Source organism: Modestobacter lacusdianchii (assembly GCF_054177765.1).
In genome coordinates, this window is record NZ_JBJJTJ010000016.1 from 11,661 (window position 1) to 28,673 (window position 17,013).

The 17,013-nt window shown below is 75.0% G+C and carries 18 protein-coding genes and 1 tRNA gene; 11 read left to right on the forward strand and 8 right to left on the reverse strand.

Features of this window, described 5'->3' with window-relative positions; genetic code table 11:
• The first annotated feature begins 470 nt into the window (after positions 1–470).
• Genes ACJTNH_RS12880 through ACJTNH_RS12895 form a run of 4 tightly spaced genes read left to right on the forward strand, consistent with a single transcriptional unit; the run spans position 471 to position 2,960 of the window.
• Complete coding sequence (locus ACJTNH_RS12880; RefSeq protein ID WP_458176241.1) at positions 471–1,034, forward strand: biotin transporter BioY; 564 nt, start codon at positions 471–473, stop codon at positions 1,032–1,034.
• A complete protein-coding gene (locus tag ACJTNH_RS12885) occupies positions 1,031–1,774 on the forward strand; it encodes an energy-coupling factor ABC transporter ATP-binding protein (RefSeq protein ID WP_458176243.1) in 744 nt (247 codons plus the stop codon). Before ACJTNH_RS12880 ends, ACJTNH_RS12885 begins: the two co-directional genes overlap by 4 nt.
• The gene (locus tag ACJTNH_RS12890; RefSeq protein WP_458176245.1) at positions 1,771–2,430 is read left to right on the forward strand and encodes an energy-coupling factor transporter transmembrane component T family protein; all 660 of its coding nucleotides are present in this window, start codon (positions 1,771–1,773) and stop codon (positions 2,428–2,430) included. The genes ACJTNH_RS12885 and ACJTNH_RS12890 overlap by 4 nt, the downstream gene beginning before the upstream one ends.
• Positions 2,427–2,960 carry an MOSC domain-containing protein gene (locus ACJTNH_RS12895; RefSeq protein WP_458176247.1) on the forward strand — a complete coding sequence of 178 codons (534 nt, stop codon included), beginning with the start codon at positions 2,427–2,429 and terminating at the stop codon, positions 2,958–2,960. Before ACJTNH_RS12890 ends, ACJTNH_RS12895 begins: the two co-directional genes overlap by 4 nt.
• A 21-nt stretch (positions 2,961–2,981) precedes the next feature.
• Here the strand turns inward: ACJTNH_RS12895 and ACJTNH_RS12900 are convergent, their stop codons facing one another.
• The gene (locus ACJTNH_RS12900) at positions 2,982–3,398 is read right to left on the reverse strand and encodes an acyl-CoA thioesterase (protein WP_458176249.1); all 417 of its coding nucleotides are present in this window, start codon (positions 3,396–3,398) and stop codon (positions 2,982–2,984) included.
• Positions 3,399–3,622: 224 nt separating this feature from the next.
• Here ACJTNH_RS12900 and ACJTNH_RS12905 point away from each other — a divergent pair, with 224 nt between their 5' ends.
• Complete coding sequence (locus ACJTNH_RS12905) at positions 3,623–3,994, forward strand: protein-tyrosine phosphatase family protein (protein WP_458176251.1); 372 nt, start codon at positions 3,623–3,625, stop codon at positions 3,992–3,994.
• 123 nt (positions 3,995–4,117) lie between these two features.
• On the opposite strand, the gene ettA is transcribed toward ACJTNH_RS12905, so the two are convergent.
• Positions 4,118–5,788 carry an energy-dependent translational throttle protein EttA gene (gene ettA, locus ACJTNH_RS12910; protein ID WP_458176253.1) on the reverse strand — a complete coding sequence of 557 codons (1,671 nt, stop codon included), beginning with the start codon at positions 5,786–5,788 and terminating at the stop codon, positions 4,118–4,120.
• Positions 5,789–5,904: 116 nt separating this feature from the next.
• Positions 5,905–6,423 carry a single-stranded DNA-binding protein gene (gene ssb, locus ACJTNH_RS12915; RefSeq protein WP_458176255.1) on the reverse strand — a complete coding sequence of 173 codons (519 nt, stop codon included), beginning with the start codon at positions 6,421–6,423 and terminating at the stop codon, positions 5,905–5,907.
• 251 nt (positions 6,424–6,674) lie between these two features.
• Here ssb and ACJTNH_RS12920 point away from each other — a divergent pair.
• Both ACJTNH_RS12920 and ACJTNH_RS12925 read left to right on the forward strand, forming a co-directional pair.
• Positions 6,675–6,747: transfer RNA gene (locus ACJTNH_RS12920), tRNA-Arg, on the forward strand.
• 27 nt (positions 6,748–6,774) lie between these two features.
• The gene (locus ACJTNH_RS12925; RefSeq protein WP_458176258.1) at positions 6,775–7,272 is read left to right on the forward strand and encodes a putative immunity protein; all 498 of its coding nucleotides are present in this window, start codon (positions 6,775–6,777) and stop codon (positions 7,270–7,272) included.
• Between the two features lie 117 nt (positions 7,273–7,389).
• Here the strand turns inward: ACJTNH_RS12925 and ACJTNH_RS12930 are convergent, their stop codons facing one another.
• Complete coding sequence (locus tag ACJTNH_RS12930) at positions 7,390–8,442, reverse strand: LLM class flavin-dependent oxidoreductase (protein ID WP_458176260.1); 1,053 nt, start codon at positions 8,440–8,442, stop codon at positions 7,390–7,392.
• Between the two features lie 144 nt (positions 8,443–8,586).
• On the opposite strand from ACJTNH_RS12930, the gene ACJTNH_RS12935 reads away from it, so the two are divergent.
• The 3 genes from ACJTNH_RS12935 to ACJTNH_RS12945 all read left to right on the forward strand — a co-directional run bounded on the left by ACJTNH_RS12935 (position 8,587) and on the right by ACJTNH_RS12945 (position 11,982).
• Positions 8,587–8,889, forward strand: a complete 303-nt coding sequence (locus ACJTNH_RS12935) for a DUF427 domain-containing protein (RefSeq protein WP_458176262.1) — start codon at positions 8,587–8,589, stop codon at positions 8,887–8,889.
• Between the two features lie 101 nt (positions 8,890–8,990).
• A complete protein-coding gene (locus tag ACJTNH_RS12940; RefSeq protein ID WP_458176264.1) occupies positions 8,991–9,368 on the forward strand; it encodes an STAS domain-containing protein in 378 nt (125 codons plus the stop codon).
• A 268-nt stretch (positions 9,369–9,636) separates the two neighbouring features.
• Positions 9,637–11,982, forward strand: a complete 2,346-nt coding sequence (locus ACJTNH_RS12945; protein ID WP_458176266.1) for a putative bifunctional diguanylate cyclase/phosphodiesterase — start codon at positions 9,637–9,639, stop codon at positions 11,980–11,982.
• A gap of 93 nt (positions 11,983–12,075) precedes the next feature.
• Here the strand turns inward: ACJTNH_RS12945 and ACJTNH_RS12950 are convergent, their stop codons facing one another.
• Entirely contained in the window at positions 12,076–12,771 is a 696-nt protein-coding gene (locus tag ACJTNH_RS12950) for a hypothetical protein (RefSeq protein ID WP_458176268.1), read from the reverse strand.
• 79 nt (positions 12,772–12,850) lie between these two features.
• The gene (locus ACJTNH_RS12955) at positions 12,851–13,681 is read right to left on the reverse strand and encodes an SGNH/GDSL hydrolase family protein (protein ID WP_458176270.1); all 831 of its coding nucleotides are present in this window, start codon (positions 13,679–13,681) and stop codon (positions 12,851–12,853) included.
• A gap of 101 nt (positions 13,682–13,782) precedes the next feature.
• On the opposite strand from ACJTNH_RS12955, the gene ACJTNH_RS12960 reads away from it, so the two are divergent.
• A complete protein-coding gene (locus tag ACJTNH_RS12960) occupies positions 13,783–14,568 on the forward strand; it encodes a transglutaminase-like domain-containing protein (RefSeq protein WP_458176272.1) in 786 nt (261 codons plus the stop codon).
• A 7-nt stretch (positions 14,569–14,575) separates the two neighbouring features.
• Here ACJTNH_RS12960 and ACJTNH_RS12965 read toward each other — a convergent pair whose 3' ends face one another.
• Complete coding sequence (locus ACJTNH_RS12965) at positions 14,576–15,562, reverse strand: NAD(+)/NADH kinase (protein ID WP_458176274.1); 987 nt, start codon at positions 15,560–15,562, stop codon at positions 14,576–14,578.
• A 3-nt stretch (positions 15,563–15,565) separates the two neighbouring features.
• Positions 15,566–16,990, reverse strand: coding sequence for a dihydrolipoyl dehydrogenase family protein (locus ACJTNH_RS12970; protein ID WP_458176276.1), 1,425 nt, complete (start codon positions 16,988–16,990; stop codon positions 15,566–15,568).
• Positions 16,991–17,013: the final 23 nt, after the last annotated feature.

Sequence of the window (17,013 nt, forward strand, 5' to 3'; positions counted from 1 at the left end):
CCGGGGCGGCGGGGCCGCCTCAGCCCGGTGCCGAGCCCCCTGGTCGTCGGCGGGCGGGGCGTCGGCCCCGGGCGGCAGGACGGGCCGGGAGCCGTCGTCGGGCGCCCGGTCCGGCTGCTGCGCCGGTTCCGGCGAGGCGGGCTGCGGCAGGGGTCGCGTCCACGACCACAGCGATGCCCACCACCCGGTTGCCATGCCCTTGTTCCGCCTTCGCCGAGGGGCTCAGGGCCCCAGACAACACGCCTCCGGCGGACCCGGCAAACCGGCCGGCGTACCTGCAGGTGAGCGGGCAGCCACCGAGCGCGATCGGTCTCGGGACGACGTCGCTGACACCCCCGACCACCCCAGCCCACCCGCGCAGCCCCGGCGGCGGCGCTGCGGTGCGCGCCCGGGCGGCGGCCCCCGCGCCGCCCTCCGGTACCTTCCGCCCGGAACGCAGGCCCCCCGGCCCGCTGCGTGGAGGAGACGACGTGAAGACCCGCGACCTGGCCTACACGGCCCTCTTCGCCGCCATCATCGCGGTGCTGGGCACGCTGCCCGCCATCAACGTCGGCCCGGTACCGATCACGGCGCAGACCCTCGGCGTCATGCTCGCCGGCAGCGTGCTCGGCGCCCGCCGCGGCTTCCTCGCCGTCCTGCTGTTCCTGGTGCTGGTGGCGATCGGGCTGCCCTTGCTGGCCAGCGGCTCCGGTGGCCTGGCGCCGTTCGCCGGTGCGTCGGCCGGCTACCTGTACAGCTGGCCGATCGCCGCCGCCGTCATCGGCTGGCTGACCGAGCGCACCTGGCAGCGCTACAACGTCGCCCTCGGCATGCTGGCCAACGTGCTGGGCGGCATCGTCGTCATCTACGCGATCGGCGTCCCGGTGCTCAAGGTCGTCGCCGGCCTGCCCTGGGACACCGCGCTGTGGAGCGGCGCCGCCGTCTTCGTGCCCGGCGACCTGGTCAAGGCCTTCGCCGCCGCGGCGATCGCCGACGTGGTGCGGCGCAGCTACCCGGTGATCGAGCGTCCGCGGCGGGCCGCCGGCGCCCGGTGAGGTTCCGCCGTCCTGGTGTCGACGCCGCCCTCGGTACCGACGTCGCCGACCCCGGCCGCGGCATCGAGCTGCGCGGGGTCGGGCACCGCTACGGCGAGCGGGTGGTGCTCGACGGCGTCGACCTGACCCTGACCGAGCGGCGGGTCGGCGTGATCGGCGCCAACGGGTCGGGGAAGAGCACCTTCGCCCGGCTGCTGAACGGTCTGGTCGTGCCCAGTGAGGGGCGGGTGCTCGTCGACGGGCTGGACACCGGCACCCAGGTGCGCGCGGTACGCCGCCGGGTGGGCTTCGTCTTCCAGGACCCGGACGCGCAGATCGTGCACCCCACGGTCGCCGAGGACGTCGCCTACGGGCTGGAGAACCAGGGCGTGCCGCCGGACGAGCGCGCCGCCCGGGTCGCCGAGGTGCTCGCCCGGTACGGGCTGGCCGGGCACGCCGACCACCCCGCCCACCTGCTCTCCGGCGGGCAGAAGCAGCTGCTGGCCATCGCCGGGGTGCTGGTGATGCAGCCGGCCCGCATCGTCTTCGACGAGCCGACCACGCTGCTGGACCTGGTCAACGCCCGCCGGGTCGCCGAGCTCATCGCCGGCCTGGCGCAGCAGGTGGTCGTCGTGACCCACCAGCTCGACCTGCTCGACGGCTTCGACCGGGTGCTGGTGGTCGACGGTGGCCGGGTGGTCGCCGACGCCGAGCCACGGGTGGCCGTCGCCGCCTACCGCGCCCTGATGGCCGACCGGTGACCCTCGCGCTGTACGTGCCGCGCGGCAGCCTCGTGCACCGGCTGCCCGCCGGGCTCAAGCTGCTGGCCCTGGCTGCGCTCGCCGTCGTCCTGTTCGCCCTGCCGACGCTCACCGCCGCCGGGGTGGCGCTGGCCGGGGTGCTCGCCGTGGGTCTGCTGCTGGCCCGGCTGCCGGTCACGGTGCTGGCCCGGCAGGCCCGGGCGGTGCGGTGGTGGCTGCTGGCGCTGCTGGTCGTGCACGCGCTGACCACCGACTGGCGCACCGGCGCGCACGTGGCGCTGCGGCTGCTGACGCTGGTGCTCGCCGCAGCGGTGGTCACCGCGACGACCCGGGTCAACGCGATGGTGGCGGTGGTCGAACGGCTGTGCGCGCCGCTACGGCTGGTCGGCGTCCGGCCGGCCCGGGTCGGGCTGGCGATCACCATGGCGCTGCGGTTCATCCCGGTGCTGGTGGAGCGGGCCGACCGGATCCGCGAGGCCCAGGCGGCCCGCGGCGGGTCACCTCGCGGCGTGCGGGCGCTGCGGACGACGATCGCCCCGCTGCTGGTCCAGGTGCTGCAGATGGCCCACGACGTGAGCGAGGCCCTCGACGCCCGCGGCGCCGACGACGTCCCCCCGCCGCGCCGCCGGCGCTCCCCCACCCCGGAGGCATCGTGACCGTGCTGGAGATCTGGCGGACGCCGACGGCGGCGGGGCCGATGGAACGGGTGCCCGGTGCTCGGCTGCTGGCCGGCCGGGGGCTCGACGGCGACCGGTACGCCCTCGGCGGGGGGACGTGGGCGCAGTACCCGGACCTGGAGAAGCAGCTCACGCTGATCGACCGGGACGACGTCGCCGCGGTGGCCGCGGAGGCGGGCGTGCCGCTGACGCCGGGCGACACCCGCCGCAACCTGGTCACGGCCGGGGTGGACCTGCCGGCGCTGGTCGGCCGGTGGTTCACCGTGGGCGACGCGCTGCTGTTCGGCATGAAGCGCTGCCCGCCCTGCGCCCACCTGGAGCGGCTGACCGGGGCGCGGCTGGTGAAGGCGATGGTGCGCCGCGGCGGCATCAACGCGGCGGTGTTCGGCGGTGGCGAGGTCGCCGAGGGCGCCGTCGTCCGGCCGGTGTCGGAGGAGGAGGCCGCCCGGCGGGGGGCGCCGACCGGCGCCGACCGTCCGGTGCCCCGGATCGTCCCGCTGCCCGACTGACCCCCGTCTGGCCGGGTCGGGTCAGCTGAGGGTCGGCTCGTCCAGGTACTTGTCGAGGAAGACCTTCTCCTCGGGTGTGAGCCGGCGGGGCCGGTTGAGCGCGAAGTCGACCGGCACCAGCAGGGTGCTGCCGGTGACGGCCAGCTGCCCGTGGTCGAAGAGCTCGTAGTGGCAGGTGAACGCGGCGGCCCGGATGCCCGACACCCAGATCTGCACCTCCAGCGGCTCGGCGTCGTAGACGACCGAGCGCTTGTAGGTGATCTCGTGGGAGGCGACGACGATGCCCCGGCGCAGGCCGGTCTTCTCGTCGTGGGTGGGCTGGTCGAAGAACAGGTCGACCCGCGCCATCTCGAAGTAGCCGAGGAAGGCCACGTTGTTGATGTGCTGGTAGGCGTCCATGTCCGACCAGCGCATCGGGACGGCGACGGTGTGCCTCACGGCGGCCACCCTGCCGCATGGGCCCGGGCGGCACGACCGCGGGTGGCGGCCCTCGCCCTCAGGACCTCACCTGAGGACCTCATCCTGGGGACCCTGCCCGGTGGGCTCTCCCCAGTGGCCCTGCCCGGTGGGCCGGCCGCGGCGCGGGCGCGCAGACTCCTGGTGTGGGCGGGGAGTGGCCGCACGAAGCCCCCGGCGTGCTGACGTTGCCGTCGGGTCGCCGGGTGCGAGGCCGTGGGCTGCGCGCGCCGCTGCCGCCCGGCCCGCTGCCCGCGCTGGGCCTGTACCTGCTGGGCCGGCGGCCCGCGCCGGTGCCGTGGGACTCGGCGTGGGTGCGCTGGCCGGACTTCCGGCTGCCCCGGGACCCTGCCGCGCTGCGCCGGGAGCTGGCCGTGGTGTGGGAGCGGTCGGCCGGGGAGCGGGTGGAGGTGGCCTGCGCCGGCGGCACCGGTCGGACCGGGACGGCGCTGGCCTGCCTCGCCGTCCTGGACGGCGTGCCGCCGGTGGAAGCGGTGGCGTTCGTCCGCGCCCGCTACCGGCCGCGGGCGGTGGAGACACCCGGGCAACGCCGGTTCGTCGCACGGTTCGCCCCCTGAGACGCCGACGGCCGGCCGGAGCAGGTGCTCCGACCGGCCGTGGTGACGTGCTGGAACGGCCCCCTCGCAGGGGCCCGGCACGAGCTCGCGAGTGCTGGGGGGCGAGGGGGTCCTTCGACTTCCTCAGTCGCGGGTCAGCTTGCGGTAGGTCGCGCGGTGCGGCCGGGCCGCGTCGGCGCCGAGCCGCTCGACCTTGTTCTTCTCGTAGTCGGCGAAGTTGCCCTCGAACCAGAACCACTTCGAGTCGCCCTCGTAGGCCAGGATGTGCGTCGCCACCCGGTCGAGGAACCACCGGTCGTGGCTGACCACCACGGCGCAGCCGGGGAACTCCAGCAGCGCGCTCTCCAGGCTGGTGAGCGTCTCGGTGTCCAGGTCGTTGGTCGGCTCGTCGAGCAGCAGCAGGTTGCCGCCCTGCTTGAGGGTGAGGGCCAGGTTCAGCCGGTTGCGCTCACCGCCGGAGAGCACGCCGGCCTTCTTCTGCTGGTCCGGGCCCTTGAACCCGAACGCCGAGACGTAGGCCCGCGAGGGCATCTCCACGTTGCCGACCTGGATGTGGTCCAGGCCGTCGGAGACGACCTCCCACAGCGACTTGGTCGGGTCGATCCCCGCCCGGGTCTGCTCGACGTAGCTGATCTTGACGGTCTCGCCGACCTTGATCTCGCCGTCGTCGGGCTTGTCCTGGTCGACCAGCATCTTGAACAGCGTGGTCTTGCCGACACCGTTGGGGCCGACGACCCCGACGATCCCGTTGCGGGGCAGGGTGAACGACAGGTCGTCGATCAGCACCCGGTCGCCGAAGCCCTTGGTCAGCTTGTTGGTCTCGATGACCACGTTGCCCAGCCGCGGGCCCGGCGGGATCTGGATCTCCTCGAAGTCCAGCTTGCGGAACTTGTCGGCCTCGGCCGCCATCTCCTCGTACCGGGCCAGCCGGGCCTTGCTCTTGGCCTGCCGGGCCTTGGCCCCGGAGCGCACCCACTCCAGCTCGTCGGCCAGCCGCTTGGCGCGCTTGGCGTCCTTGGCCCCCTCGACCTTGAGCCGGGTCTGCTTGGTCTCCAGGTAGGTGGAGTAGTTGCCCTCGTAGGGGTAGGCCCGGCCACGGTCGAGCTCGAGGATCCACTGGGCGACGTTGTCCAGGAAGTACCGGTCGTGGGTCACGGCGATGACGGTGCCGGCGTACTTCTCCAGGTGCTGCTCCAGCCACGCGACGCTCTCCGCGTCCAGGTGGTTGGTGGGCTCGTCGAGCAGCAGCAGGTCGGGGGCCTCGAGCAGCAGCTTGCACAGCGCGACGCGGCGGCGCTCACCACCGGAGAGGACACGCACGTCGGCGTCCCCGGGCGGGCAGCGCAGCGCGTCCATGGCCTGCTCGATGCGGTTGTCGAGCTCCCAGCCGTCGGCGTTCTCGATGACCTCCATGAGCTCGCCCTGCTCGGCCAGCAGCGCGTCGAAGTCGGCGTCGGGCTCGCCCATCGCCTCGCTGACCTTCTCGAACCGGGTGAGCGCGTCGCGCAGGTCCTTGACCGCCTCCTCGACGTTGCCGCGCACGTCGAGGTCCTCGTTGAGCGGGGGCTCCTGCTGCAGGATGCCGACCGTGGCGCCCGGGGCGAGCATGGTCTCGCCGTTGGACGCCTGCTCCATGCCGGCCATGATCTTCAGGACGGTCGACTTGCCGGCCCCGTTGGGGCCGACCACACCGATCTTCGCGCCGGGCAGGAACGCCAGCGTGACGTCGTCGAGGATCACCTTGTCGCCGTGCGCCTTGCGGGCACGGACCATGGAGTAGATGTACTGGGCCACTGTGGGTTGGAGCCTTCCGTCAGGTGCGCGAGCGGGGGCGGGGCGGGGCAGCCGTCACCGGCGTCCACGGCCCCGCCCCCGGCGTTCTCAGCTCCGATCCTCCCAGTCGGGGAGGCTCACGTCAGCGCCGGCACCGCGGTGCGCTCATCGGTGAGGTCGGAGTCTGCCTCGTGCAACGCCTCCTCCCCCACCTGGTAATCCGTGGACCGCTCGGCGTAGGGGTCCTCGGCCGGCGCCTCCTCCGGCTCCCCGGCGGGCTCGGTCTGCGGAACCGACCGGGCGGACCGGCGGAACTCGGCGACGCCCCGGGTCAGGTCCGGCCCGACGTGGGCGGCCCGGACCTGCGGCCGGCTGCGCCGCCCCTGGTCGCTGTCCCACTCGTGCGTGTAGATCTCGCCCTTGACGACCACCGGGTCACCCTTGCTCAGCGTGTGGGAGACGTTGCCGCCCAGCTCGCCCCAGCACTCGACGTCGACGAAGAAGGTGCGGTGGTCGGTCCAGGCCTGGGTCTCCCGGTCGAACCGGCGGGAGGTCGAGGCCATCCGGAAGTTGGTGACGCTGTCCCCGCTGGGCAGCCGGGTGCGCTGCGGGGAGTTGACGATGTTGCCGACGACGACGAGATCGGTCTCGTTCACGGTGCTCCTCAGGTGGTGTGACCGGCGCTCCGCCGGGCTGGGACCACCGTGCTGGGCCGAGGGCACCGCAGGACAGGCGTCGACCGCGGTTGTGGACGACGGGGCCGGCTGGGGACGCCCACCCCCGGGCGGGCGCCTGCTGGGCTACGCCGCCGGTCCGGCACGCCCCTCACCCCTGGCGCCCTCTCCGACCACGTGGCGGCCTGGTCACCGGCGGGGAGCCCCGGTCCGGTGCGATGATCTGGCTACGAGCGCCCGTAGCTCAGCGGATAGAGCAGGTGCCTTCTAAGCACTTGGCCGCAGGTTCGATCCCTGCCGGGCGCGCAGGCGGAGCCGACAGGAGGTGCGGCGGTGATCCTCCCGGCCGCCCGTGACCCGCGGCTGGTGACGATCCGTCGGGGCGGCACGCTCACCGACGCCGACCACCACCTGCTCGCCCTCTGGGCGGCGGCCTGCGCGGAGCACGTGCTCCACCTCTTCGAGTCGGCGCGGCCGGCTGACCCGCGCCCGCGGGCGGCGATCGAGGCGGCCCGCGCCTGGGTGCGCGGGGAGCTGCCGATGATGCAGGCGCGCGCGGCCGGCGGACATGCCATGGGAGCCGCCCGCGACCTGCGCGGCGCTGCCCGGCACGCCGCCTACGCCGCCGGCCAGGCCGGGGTGGTCGCGCACGTCGCCGAGCACGACCTGGGTGCTGCCGCCTACGCCATCAAGGCGGCTCGTGCAGCGGTGCCGGACGCCGAGCGCGAGGCGGCCGGGCGGGCCGAGTGCCGCTGGCAGCGCGACCGGCTCCCGGACGCCGTCCGCGAGCTCGTCCTCGACGACCAGCGGCGCCGCAACGACCTCTGCTGATCGGTCTTCGACTGCTGAGGGCTCCGGACACCTCCGGGGAGTCGGCAGCCGGCGCACAGCGGGCACCCCGGTCGCCGTCCTCGGCCGGTCCTGCGATCGGGACGGCGGACCCGCCGGTCAGCTCGTGGTGCGCTCCCCCGCCGGCACCCAGCCGATGGCCGGCGCGACGTGCCGGGCGACGGTCTCCAGCAGGTGGGCGTTGTACGCCACGCCCAGCATGTTGGGCACGGTCAGCAGCAGCGTGTCGGCGTCCCGGACGGCGGCGTCCTTGGCCAGCTCCTCGGCGAGCTGGTCGGGCTCCCCGACGTAGCTCTTGCCGAACCGGGCCCGCACGCCCTCGAGGACGCCGACCTGGTCACCGCTGCCCCGCTCACCGCCGAAGTACTGCCGGTCCAGGTCGCTGGTGATCGGCATGACGCTGCGGCTGACCGAGACCCGCGGCTCGTGCGCCCACCCGGCCTCGGCCCACTCGGCCCGGTAGAGCGCGATCTGTTCGGCCTGCAGCTCGTCGAAGGGCACGCCGGTGTCCTCGGACAGCAGCGTGGAGCTCATCAGGTTCATCCCCTGCCGCGCCGTCCAGACCGCGGTCTGCCGGGTGCCCGACCCCCACCAGATGCGCTGCCGCAGCCCCGGGGACTGCGGCTGGACGGCGAGCCGGCCGGTCGCACCGCCGGTCATCCGCGGGTCGGCGTCCACGACGGTGGCACCGCTGATCGCGGCCAGGAACAGCGCTGTCTTCTCCCGGGCCAGCTGCGCGTCGTCGGCGTCGGCCGGCGGCACGTAGCCGAACGCCTCCGCGCCGCGCAGCGCGGTCTCCGGTGAGCCGCGGCTGATGCCCAGCTGGAGCCGCTCGCCGGCGAGCAGGTCGGCAGCGGCGGCCTCCTCGGCCATGTAGAGCGGGTTCTCGTAGCGCATGTCGATCACGCCGGTTCCCAGCTCGATCCGGTGCGTGCGCATCGCCATCGCGGTGAGCAGCGGGAACGGCGAGGCCAGCTGCCGGGCGAAGTGGTGCACCCGCACGTAGGCGCCGTCCAGGCCCAGCTCCTCGGCGGCCTCCGCCAGCTCCACGCTCTGCACGAGCGCGTCCCGGCCGGTGCGCACCTGCGACCCCGGGATGGGCTGCCAGTGCCCGAAGGACAGGAACCCGATCCGCTTCTCCACTGCACTCACCTCTCGTCGTCTCGGTCGGTCGCAGCGTCCGTGCGGTCCGCGGTGTTCCCACAGTCCCCCGCCGGGATGACGGCGGGCGCCGGCCGCGTTGCGGCGTGTGTCGGGCGGCACACCCGCCGCTCTGCCGAGTCAGGAGGACTGGACATGCGCGCCACCGTGGACGGAACGGTCATCGCCGAGGCCCCCGAGGAGGAGCTGGTCCGGATCGAGGGCAACTGGTACTTCCCGCCCTCGGCCGTGACCGACGGCGCCCTCACCCCGAGCCCGACCGCCTACACGTGCCCGTGGAAGGGCCCGGCCCAGTACTTCCACGTGGTCACCCCCGCCGGCACCCGCGAGGACGGCGCCTGGAGCTACCCGGACCTGAAGCCCACGGCGGTCGACCGGGTCGGCCGGGACTTCGCCGGCTACGTCGCCTTCTCCCCCGGGATCACCGTCGCTGCCTGATCCGCGCAGCGGGCGTACGGTCGGTAGTTGGTCGAACCACCGGCCGTACAGCCCGATCCGGGGGCGTGCGCGTCGGCACGTGGGCCCCGTGGGGGACCACCATGTCGCTGCTGCTGAGCACCGGACCCACCCGCTCGTACGAACTGACCGTCTCGGTCGACTGGGTCCACGGCACGGTCGTGCTGCGCGGTGACCTCGACCGGGAGTCCGCGCACCAGCTCGCCGGCGCCCTGACGGCCCTGACCGCGACCGACCACCCGCGCTGGGTGGTCGACACGGCCGAGGTCAGCTGGTGCGACGCCGGTGGCCTCCGCGCCCTGGCCGCGGCGCACGCCCTCGCGGTCGCCTCCGGCCGGGAGCTGCGACTGGTGCGGCCCAGCCGCTGCGTGGACCGGCTCGTCCGGCTCAGCGGGCTCCACCAGCTGATCACCGAGAGCACCCGAGGGGCCGACCGCGTGGCCGCCGCGCGGCGGGGCTGACCGGGCCCGCTCCCAGGCGTGTCCCCGCCGGCCGACAGTCGGCCCCAGGCCGGGAGCACCGCTCCGCCGCCCCGCCCGTGACCAGCGGTGCGCGCCAGCCACCGCACCCGGACGCGGTACGCCCTCCCCCCAGTCCGGCATCGTCGGGTGTGGCGCACTGCGGGCCGTGTGACCGGAGGGGCACTCTGTCACCGAACGTGACGGCACGAACACGCGTCACCCGGCCGAGTTGCGCGGCTGGGCGGGCTCGATGAGCCACCCTGTCCGGGTGACACTCTCCGCCCCCGAGTCGCCGGGCGCCTCCGGGCCCGCCCACGGTGCCGGGCGACGGCTGCGCGCGGCCGACGTGCTGCTGGCCGACCGTGGCCAGCTGTTCCGCGCCCTCTTCCTCTCCGCGCCCGTGCCGAAGGCCGTCGTCGACCCCGGCGGCCGCATGCTGGTGGTCAACCCCGCGCTGTGCGAGCTCACCGGCCGCACCTCCGGCGAGCTGGTCGGCCGGCACCTGGACCTGCTGACCCACCCGGACGACGTCCCGCTGGAGGACCGGGCGGCCGAGCACCTGCCGGGCACCCCGCTGCTGGACCCGCAGCTGCAGGTGGTCGGCGAGCGGCGGCTGCGCCGGTCCGACGGCGAGAGCATCTGGGTGCACCAGACGCAGGAGCTGGTGCACCGCAGCAGCGGCGACCCGCAGTTCGTGCTGCTCACCTTGCTGGACGTGACCGACCGCCGGCGCGTCGAGGAGGACCTCGTCCGCCGCGCCTACACCGACCCGCTGACCGGCCTGCCCAACCGCCGGGCGCTCACCGAGCGGCTGCAGCACGCCCTGGCCGGCGCCGGCCGGCGCGGCACCTCGGTCGGCCTGCTGCACCTGGACCTCGACCGGTTCACCGCGGTCAACGACTCCCTCGGCCACGAGGGCGGTGACCAGCTGCTCTGCCAGGTGGCCGACCGGCTGCGCTGGAGCACCCGGGTCGAGGACACCGCGGTGCGGTTCGGGGCCGACGAGTTCCTGGTGCTGGCCGAGGACGTCGAGGACGTCGAGGGCCTGCGCACCCTGGCCGACCGGCTGCTCGGCGTGCTCGACGAGCCCTTCCACGTGCACGACCGCGAGGTCACCCTGTCGGCCAGCGTGGGCATGACCCTCGGGTCCGACCTCGCGCCCGAGGCGCTGCTCCGCCAGGCGCACAGCGCACTGGCCCGGGCCAAGGCCAGCGGGGGCCGGGGCCGGGTCGAGGTGCACGACGGCGCGCTCGGCGAGGGCTACGTCGACCAGCTGCAACTGGAGACCGACCTGCGGCACGCGCTGGAGGCCGGCGAGCTGCGGCTGTTCTACCAACCGATCGTCGCCCTCTCCGACGAGCGGCTGCTCGGTTACGAGGCGCTGATCCGCTGGCAGCACCCCACCCGCGGGCTGCTGCCGCCCGGCGCCTTCCTGGCCGCCGCCGAGGACAACCGGCTCACCTCCCGGCTGGGCGCCTGGGTGCTGCACCAGGCCTGCTGGGACGCCTCCGGCTGGCCGTCGGACCTGCGCGTGCACGTCAACATCTCCGCCCGGCACCTGGCCGAGCCCGGCTTCAGCGAGCTGGTCGCCGACGCACTGGCCGAGTCGGGCCTGGCCCCGGACCGGCTGGAGCTGGAGATCACCGAGTCGACCGCGCTGTTCGCCGCGGACGCCACGCTGCACGCCGTGGACACGGTCACCGAGTCCGGGGTGACCCTGGCGCTGGACGACTTCGGCACCGGGTACTCGGCGATCACCGCACTGCACCGGCTGCCGATCCACACGCTCAAGATCGACCGCTCGTTCGTCGCCGACGTGGTGGCCCAGCCGGCCACCGCCGCCCTGGTCCAGGGGCTGCTGCAGCTCGGGCAGGGCATGGGCCTGCAGGTCATCGCCGAGGGCATCGAAGACGGCGAGCAGGCCCGGTGGCTGCGCGAGCACGGCTGCGCGATGGCCCAGGGCTACGCGTTCGGCCGGCCGGCCCCGCTGCCGGCCCGGGAGCTGGACGAGCTGGCCGGCCCGCCGGACCTGACCGACCTCGGCGCACCGCCGGCGGACCGCGTCACCGGCGTGCGCGACCTGGGCGGTGACCGCTCCGCTCCGGAGCAGGGCCCCCGGGGGGAGCAGGCCGGCCCGGACGACGAGGACCTCGGCCGGCTGCCGTTCGACCTGGCCGACGCGCTGGCCGAGCAGGACCTCGTCGGGCCGGCCCCCTCGGTCGGCTCCGCCGCCGTCCCGCAGCTGGACGCCTTCACCCTGCCCACCGAGGTCGCGGACGACGAGCCGGTCTCCGCTGCCGCCTTCGTCGAGCCGGACGACGAGCCGGACGAGGACGCCGACGCCACGCCGGACACCGAGCCCGGCGCCGAGTTCGACCCCGGCGTCTTCCGGCCGTCGAAGGAGTTCCTGGAGCTGCGGGCGCTGCTGGCGGCCAACGGGGCCCCGGACCTGGCCGCCGTCCCGGAGCCGCGCGAGGCGGCCGAGCTGGGCGACCTCCGGTCGATGACGGTCGACCCGACCGACCTGTCCGGCCTGCGCCCGTGGCTGGAGTCCTTCCAGCAGCGGCTGGGGCAGCCCCGCACCGGTGACCTGCCCGAGGTCGGCCGCAGCTGAGAACGGCACGAGCCGACCGGCTGCGCGCCGGTCGGCTCGTGCAACCGCCCCATCGGACGGGTCACCGCCCCACGGGGCGGTGAGGGGCCTCCGTCAGGAGGTCTGGACCGTGATGGTCGCGGTGCCGATGACGAACTCACCGGCGAGCGCGTCGGTGCCGAAGGTCGTGTTGAGCAGCTCGGCGGCCTCGGCGGAGAGCTTGACCGTCGTGCCCTGGAGCACGGCGGAGCCGTCGGCCTCCGTGGTCGGCGGGTTCAGCGTGCTGCCGTCGAGGTTGAACAGCGGGGCGCTGGGCACGGCGAGCTCGCCGTTGACCGAGACGTTGCCGAACAGCCGCGCAGGCTTGCCCGGGTCGATGGTGAAGTCGGTCAGCTCGACCGTGGTGTCACCGGCGGTCAGGCTCAGGCCGCTGCCCTCGTGGAAGAGGGTGCCCTGGACCCACGGGCGGTAGCCGCTCTCCCGGTCGTACAGCGTGACCTCACCGCCGGTCAGCGGGAAGGTGACGGTGCCGGTGGCGCCGTCCAGGGTCGCCCCGCCGACGGTGCCCGGGGTCAGCCCGAGCTGGGTCAGCGCGTCGGTGAAGCCGGTGTCCAGGGCGACCGCGGTGGTGCCGCCGGGGATCGCCGGAACGGTGGCGACCGGCTCCGGGCGGCCGTAGGAGACGCTCGAGCTGGAGGTGTCGGCGGCCTGGGCGGTGTCCCCGTCGCTGCTGCTGCAGGCGGAGAGACCGACGACCGCGGTGAGGGCAGCGGCGGCGGCGAAGGTGCGGGTGACGCGCGTGCTGTTCATGAGATCTCCCAGTCGTGTGGATCAGTGGTGCAACGACTGGTCTTCGGGGCTCACCCGCCCAGCGGTTCGGTGCGCTGTGTCACGCTTCGGTAACGGACGATCCGGTGGTGCGCAACGGAACGGGCACCGGGTGCTTGGCGACCCGCCCGTCGCCGGAGGACTCCCCGCGCAGCCGGCGGCCGATCCAGGGCAGCACGAAACCCCGCACCCAGGCCAGCTCCTGGGCGGCGACCTCCCGGGCCGGGCGCGGCGGCGCCGGGTCCAGCGGGGTGCGCCAGCCGGTGTCCTCGCCGTCCACCGGGACGCCGAGCGCGGCGGCCGCGGCCAGCGCCGTCCGGCGGTGGCCCTCGGCGGTCAGGTGGATCCGGTCGCCCGGGTCCCACATCCGGGCGTCCTGCAGCCACGCGGCGCCCCACTGGTCGAGCACCACCGCGCCGTGCCGGCCGGCGATCGACCACAGGTGGGCGTTGAACACCGCGACCCGGCCGCGGGTGCGCCGGATGATCGGGGTCTGCCGCGGGTCGACGCCGGTGGCCAGCAGCACGTCCGCGCCGGCCTCGCGGAAGGCGACGACGGCGGACTCGAGGTCGGCGGCCAGCCGGTCGGGGTCGACGCCGGGGCGGAGCAGGTCGTTGCCGCCGGCGACCAGGCTCACCAGGTCGGGCCCGGCGGCCAGCGCCACCGGCACCTGCTCGTCGAGCACCTGGGCGAGCAGCCGACCGCGGATGGCGAGGTTGGCGTATTCGACCTCGCCGGCCGGGGAGGCGGCGGCCAGGTGCCCGGCCAGCCGGTCGGCCCAGCCGCGGAAGGCGTCCGGGGTGCCCGGATCGGGGTCGCTGAGCCCCTCGGTGAAGCTGTCCCCCAGCGCGATGTAGCGCTGCCACGTCCGACGGTCACTGCCCGGTTGCACGTCCCCTACTGCACCACGTGCCGCTCGGCCGGCCGTGCCGGGGGTGCACAGCCGGCCTGGCGGCGAACCTGGCGGTAACACGGGCCCGTCAGGATGCGGCCATGCGCACCGACGTCGCCTGCTCGCTCACCGTCTCCACCCCGGTCCCGGCGCCCGCGCTGCTGCAGGTCGCCGTGGCGGCCCCGGCCGGCGAGCAGCTCACCGTGCTCACCGACGGGCACCCGGTGGCCGCTGAGGAGATCGCCGTCCCCGGCGCCCGGGTGCACCGGCTGCAGCTGCCCGCCGGGACGACGGAGGTCAGCTACTCCGCGCACGTCGACACCGCGGGCGACCCACGGCCGGTGACGGCGGCGGAGTGGGCCGAGTTCGTCCGCCCCAGCCGCTACTGCCCGTCGGACCAGCTGGAGGGCTACGCGTCGGCGGAGTTCGACCGGTCGCTCCCCCGCGCCGAGCTCGTCGCCGCGGTGGCCGCCTGGGTGCACCGCCGGCTGGTCTACACCGCCGGCGCCAGCCGCTCGGTCGACACCGCGGTGGACACCCTGCTGCTCGGCCAGGGCGTCTGCCGCGACTACGCACACCTGACCGTCACCCTGCTGCGCGCCCTGGAGGTGCCGGCCCGCCTCGTCGCGGTCTACGCGCCGGGGCTGTCCCCGATGGACTTCCACGCCGTCGTCGAGGCCGACGTGGACGGGGTGTGGCAGACCGTCGACGCCACCCGGCTGGCCCCGACGTCGTCCCTGGTGCGCATCTGCAGCGGGAGGGACGCGGCGGACACCGCCTTCCTCTCGCTCTTCGGCGGCCGCGCCACGCTGGACCGGATGACGGTCACCGCCACCGTCGACGGCGACCTCCCGGCGCCGTCGGAGGAGCCGTTCCCCCTGCCGTGAGGCCGGCTCAGCCGACGGGGTCGCCGGGCCCGCGGGCGCCCTGCGGAGCGCGCACCGGGCCGGTGCCGGGAGCGGGCACGCCACCCGGTGTCCGGCGGCGCAGCTCCTCCGGCACCAGCTCCACCAGCTCCTCGGGCAGCAGCGGCAGGTCCAGCAGCGAGAGCTTGACCCGGCTGCGGTCGGCGGCCAGCCAGTCGTCCAGCCGCACCAGCAGCCCGGCGTCCTGGCGGGTCTCGACGTGCAGCTCGTCGCCCGGGCCCAGCCGGCCGACCACCAGGCCGTCGACCTCCACCGCCGGGTGACCCGCCGTCTCCGGCAGCGCCAGGTGCAGCGGCTCGTGCAGGCCCAGCACCACGGTGCGGTCGATGCCGTTCAGCGGCGCGGACGGCGTGACCAGCACCCCCTCGGCCCCGGGCGACATGACCGGGCCACCGGCGGCGAAGTTGTACGCCGTCGACCCCATCGGGGTGGCGATGATCAGCGCGTCGCTGCGGTAGTGGCCGTAGCGGCGGCCGGCCACCGACAGGGTCGCGTCGACCATGCCCTCCCCCGGCACCCGGGCGAGGACGACGTCGTTGAACGCCACCGTCTCCCAGCCCGGCCCGCGCACCACCAGGCAGCTGCGCGACTCGATCGTCGAGCGCCCCTCGGCCAGCGCGGTGAGCGCGCCGTCCAGCTCCTGGCCCTCGACCTCGGTCAGGAAGCCCAGCCGGCCGAAGTTGACGCCCAGCACCGGAACCGGGTCGGCCACGACCATCCGCATCGCGCCGAGCAGCGTGCCGTCACCGCCCAGGGCGATGATCCCGTCACAGCTGGCCGCGAGCTCCGCGACGTCGACCGACGTCACCCCGTGCAGGTGCAGCCGCTCCACGTCGGCGGCCGCGGCGACCAGCTCCACGCCGTGCGTCGTCGTCCAGGCGAGCACCTGGGCCGCCGCACCCGCGCAGTCGCGGTGCGGGTGCAGCACCAGGCCGATCCGGCTGCCGTCGTGCACCCCTCAGCCCCGGTAGGTCTCGAGCAGGCGCAGCCAGATCTCGCTGATCGTCGGGTAGGAGGGGACGGCGTGCCAGAGCCGGCTGATCGGCACCTCACCCGCCACCGCGATCGTGGCCGAGTGCAGCAGCTCGGCCACCCCGGCGCCGACGAACGTGACCCCCAGCAGCACCTCGCGCTCGGTGTCCACCACCGCGATCGCCGTCCCGGTGTAGCCGTCGGCGAACACGGACGCACCGGCCACGCTGCCGATCGGGTACTCCACCACCCGGTGCGGCAGGCCGGCGTCGGCGGCCTGGGCAGCGGTCAGCCCGACCGCGGCGACCTGCGGCTCGGTGAACACCACGCTCGGCGTGGCACGGCGGTCGGCGGTGGCCACGAACGGCGACCAGTCGCCCAGGTCGACCTGCTCGCCACGGGCCCGGGCGACGATCGCGGCGCCGGCCTGGCGCGCCTGGTACTTGCCCATGTGGGTCAGCTGCGCGCGGCCGTTGACGTCGCCCACGCCGTAGAGCCACGGCACCCCGGGCACCTGCAGCGACTCGTCGACGTCGAGGTAGCCGCCCGGCTCCAGGCCGATGGTGTCCAGCCCGATCTCGTCGGTGTTCGCCGCCCGGCCGGTGGCGACGAGCACCTCCTCGCCGCGCACCTCGTCACCGCTCTCGCAGACCAGCACCACCTCGTCGCCCTCCCGGCGGGCGCTCCGGACGCCGGTGCCCAGCTGGACGTCCACGCCCAGCGCCCGCAGCGACTCCGCCACCGCCTCACCGGCGGCCGGCTCCAGGTGCGGCAGCAGCCGGTCACCGTGCTGCAGCAGGGTCACCGAGGAGCCCAGCTGCTGCCAGGCAGTGGCCATCTCGCAGCCCACGTAGCCACCGCCGACCACCACCAGCCGGCGCGGGGCCTCCTTCGCGCTGGTCGCCTCCCGCGGCGTCCAGGGCTGCACGTCGGCCAGCCCGTCGACCGGCGGCACCGCCGCCCGGGAGCCGGTGCAGACGGCCACGGCGTGCCGCGCGGTCAGCGTCAGCTCGGTGCCGTCGGCCTGCGCGACGACGACCCGCTTCTCCCCCGCGAGGCGGCCGCGCCCGCGGACCAGCGCGATGCCGGCCCCCTCGACCCACTCCACCTGGCTCGCGTCGTCCCAGTGGCTGGTGAAGCCGTCCCGGCGGGCCAGCGTCGCGGCGGCGTCCTGCTCGCCGGTGACCGCGGCGGCCGCGCCGGACACGGCGCGGGCCTCGGCGAGCACCTCCGAGCCGCGGAGCAGGGCCTTGCTGGGCATGCACGCCCAGTAGGAGCACTCCCCGCCGACCAGCTCGCTCTCCACCAGCACCGCGCTCAGCCCCCCGCGGACGGCGATGTCGGCGACGTTCTCCCCGGTCGAACCGGCGCCCAGGACGATGACGTCGTACTCCTGCTCCGCAGTGGTCACCGGGCCATTGTGGTCGACTGACC

Bases quoted from the DNA above. Each gene is read 5' to 3' on its own strand.
- ACJTNH_RS12960 (WP_458176272.1), top strand. From the start codon at position 13,783: ATGCGCACCGACGTCGCCTGCTCGCTCACCGTCTCCACCCCGGTCCCG.
- ACJTNH_RS12940 (WP_458176264.1), top strand. From the start codon at position 8,991: ATGTCGCTGCTGCTGAGCACCGGACCCACCCGCTCGTACGAACTGACC.
- ACJTNH_RS12950 (WP_458176268.1), bottom strand. From the start codon at position 12,771: ATGAACAGCACGCGCGTCACCCGCACCTTCGCCGCCGCCGCTGCCCTC.
- ACJTNH_RS12935 (WP_458176262.1), top strand. From the start codon at position 8,587: ATGCGCGCCACCGTGGACGGAACGGTCATCGCCGAGGCCCCCGAGGAG.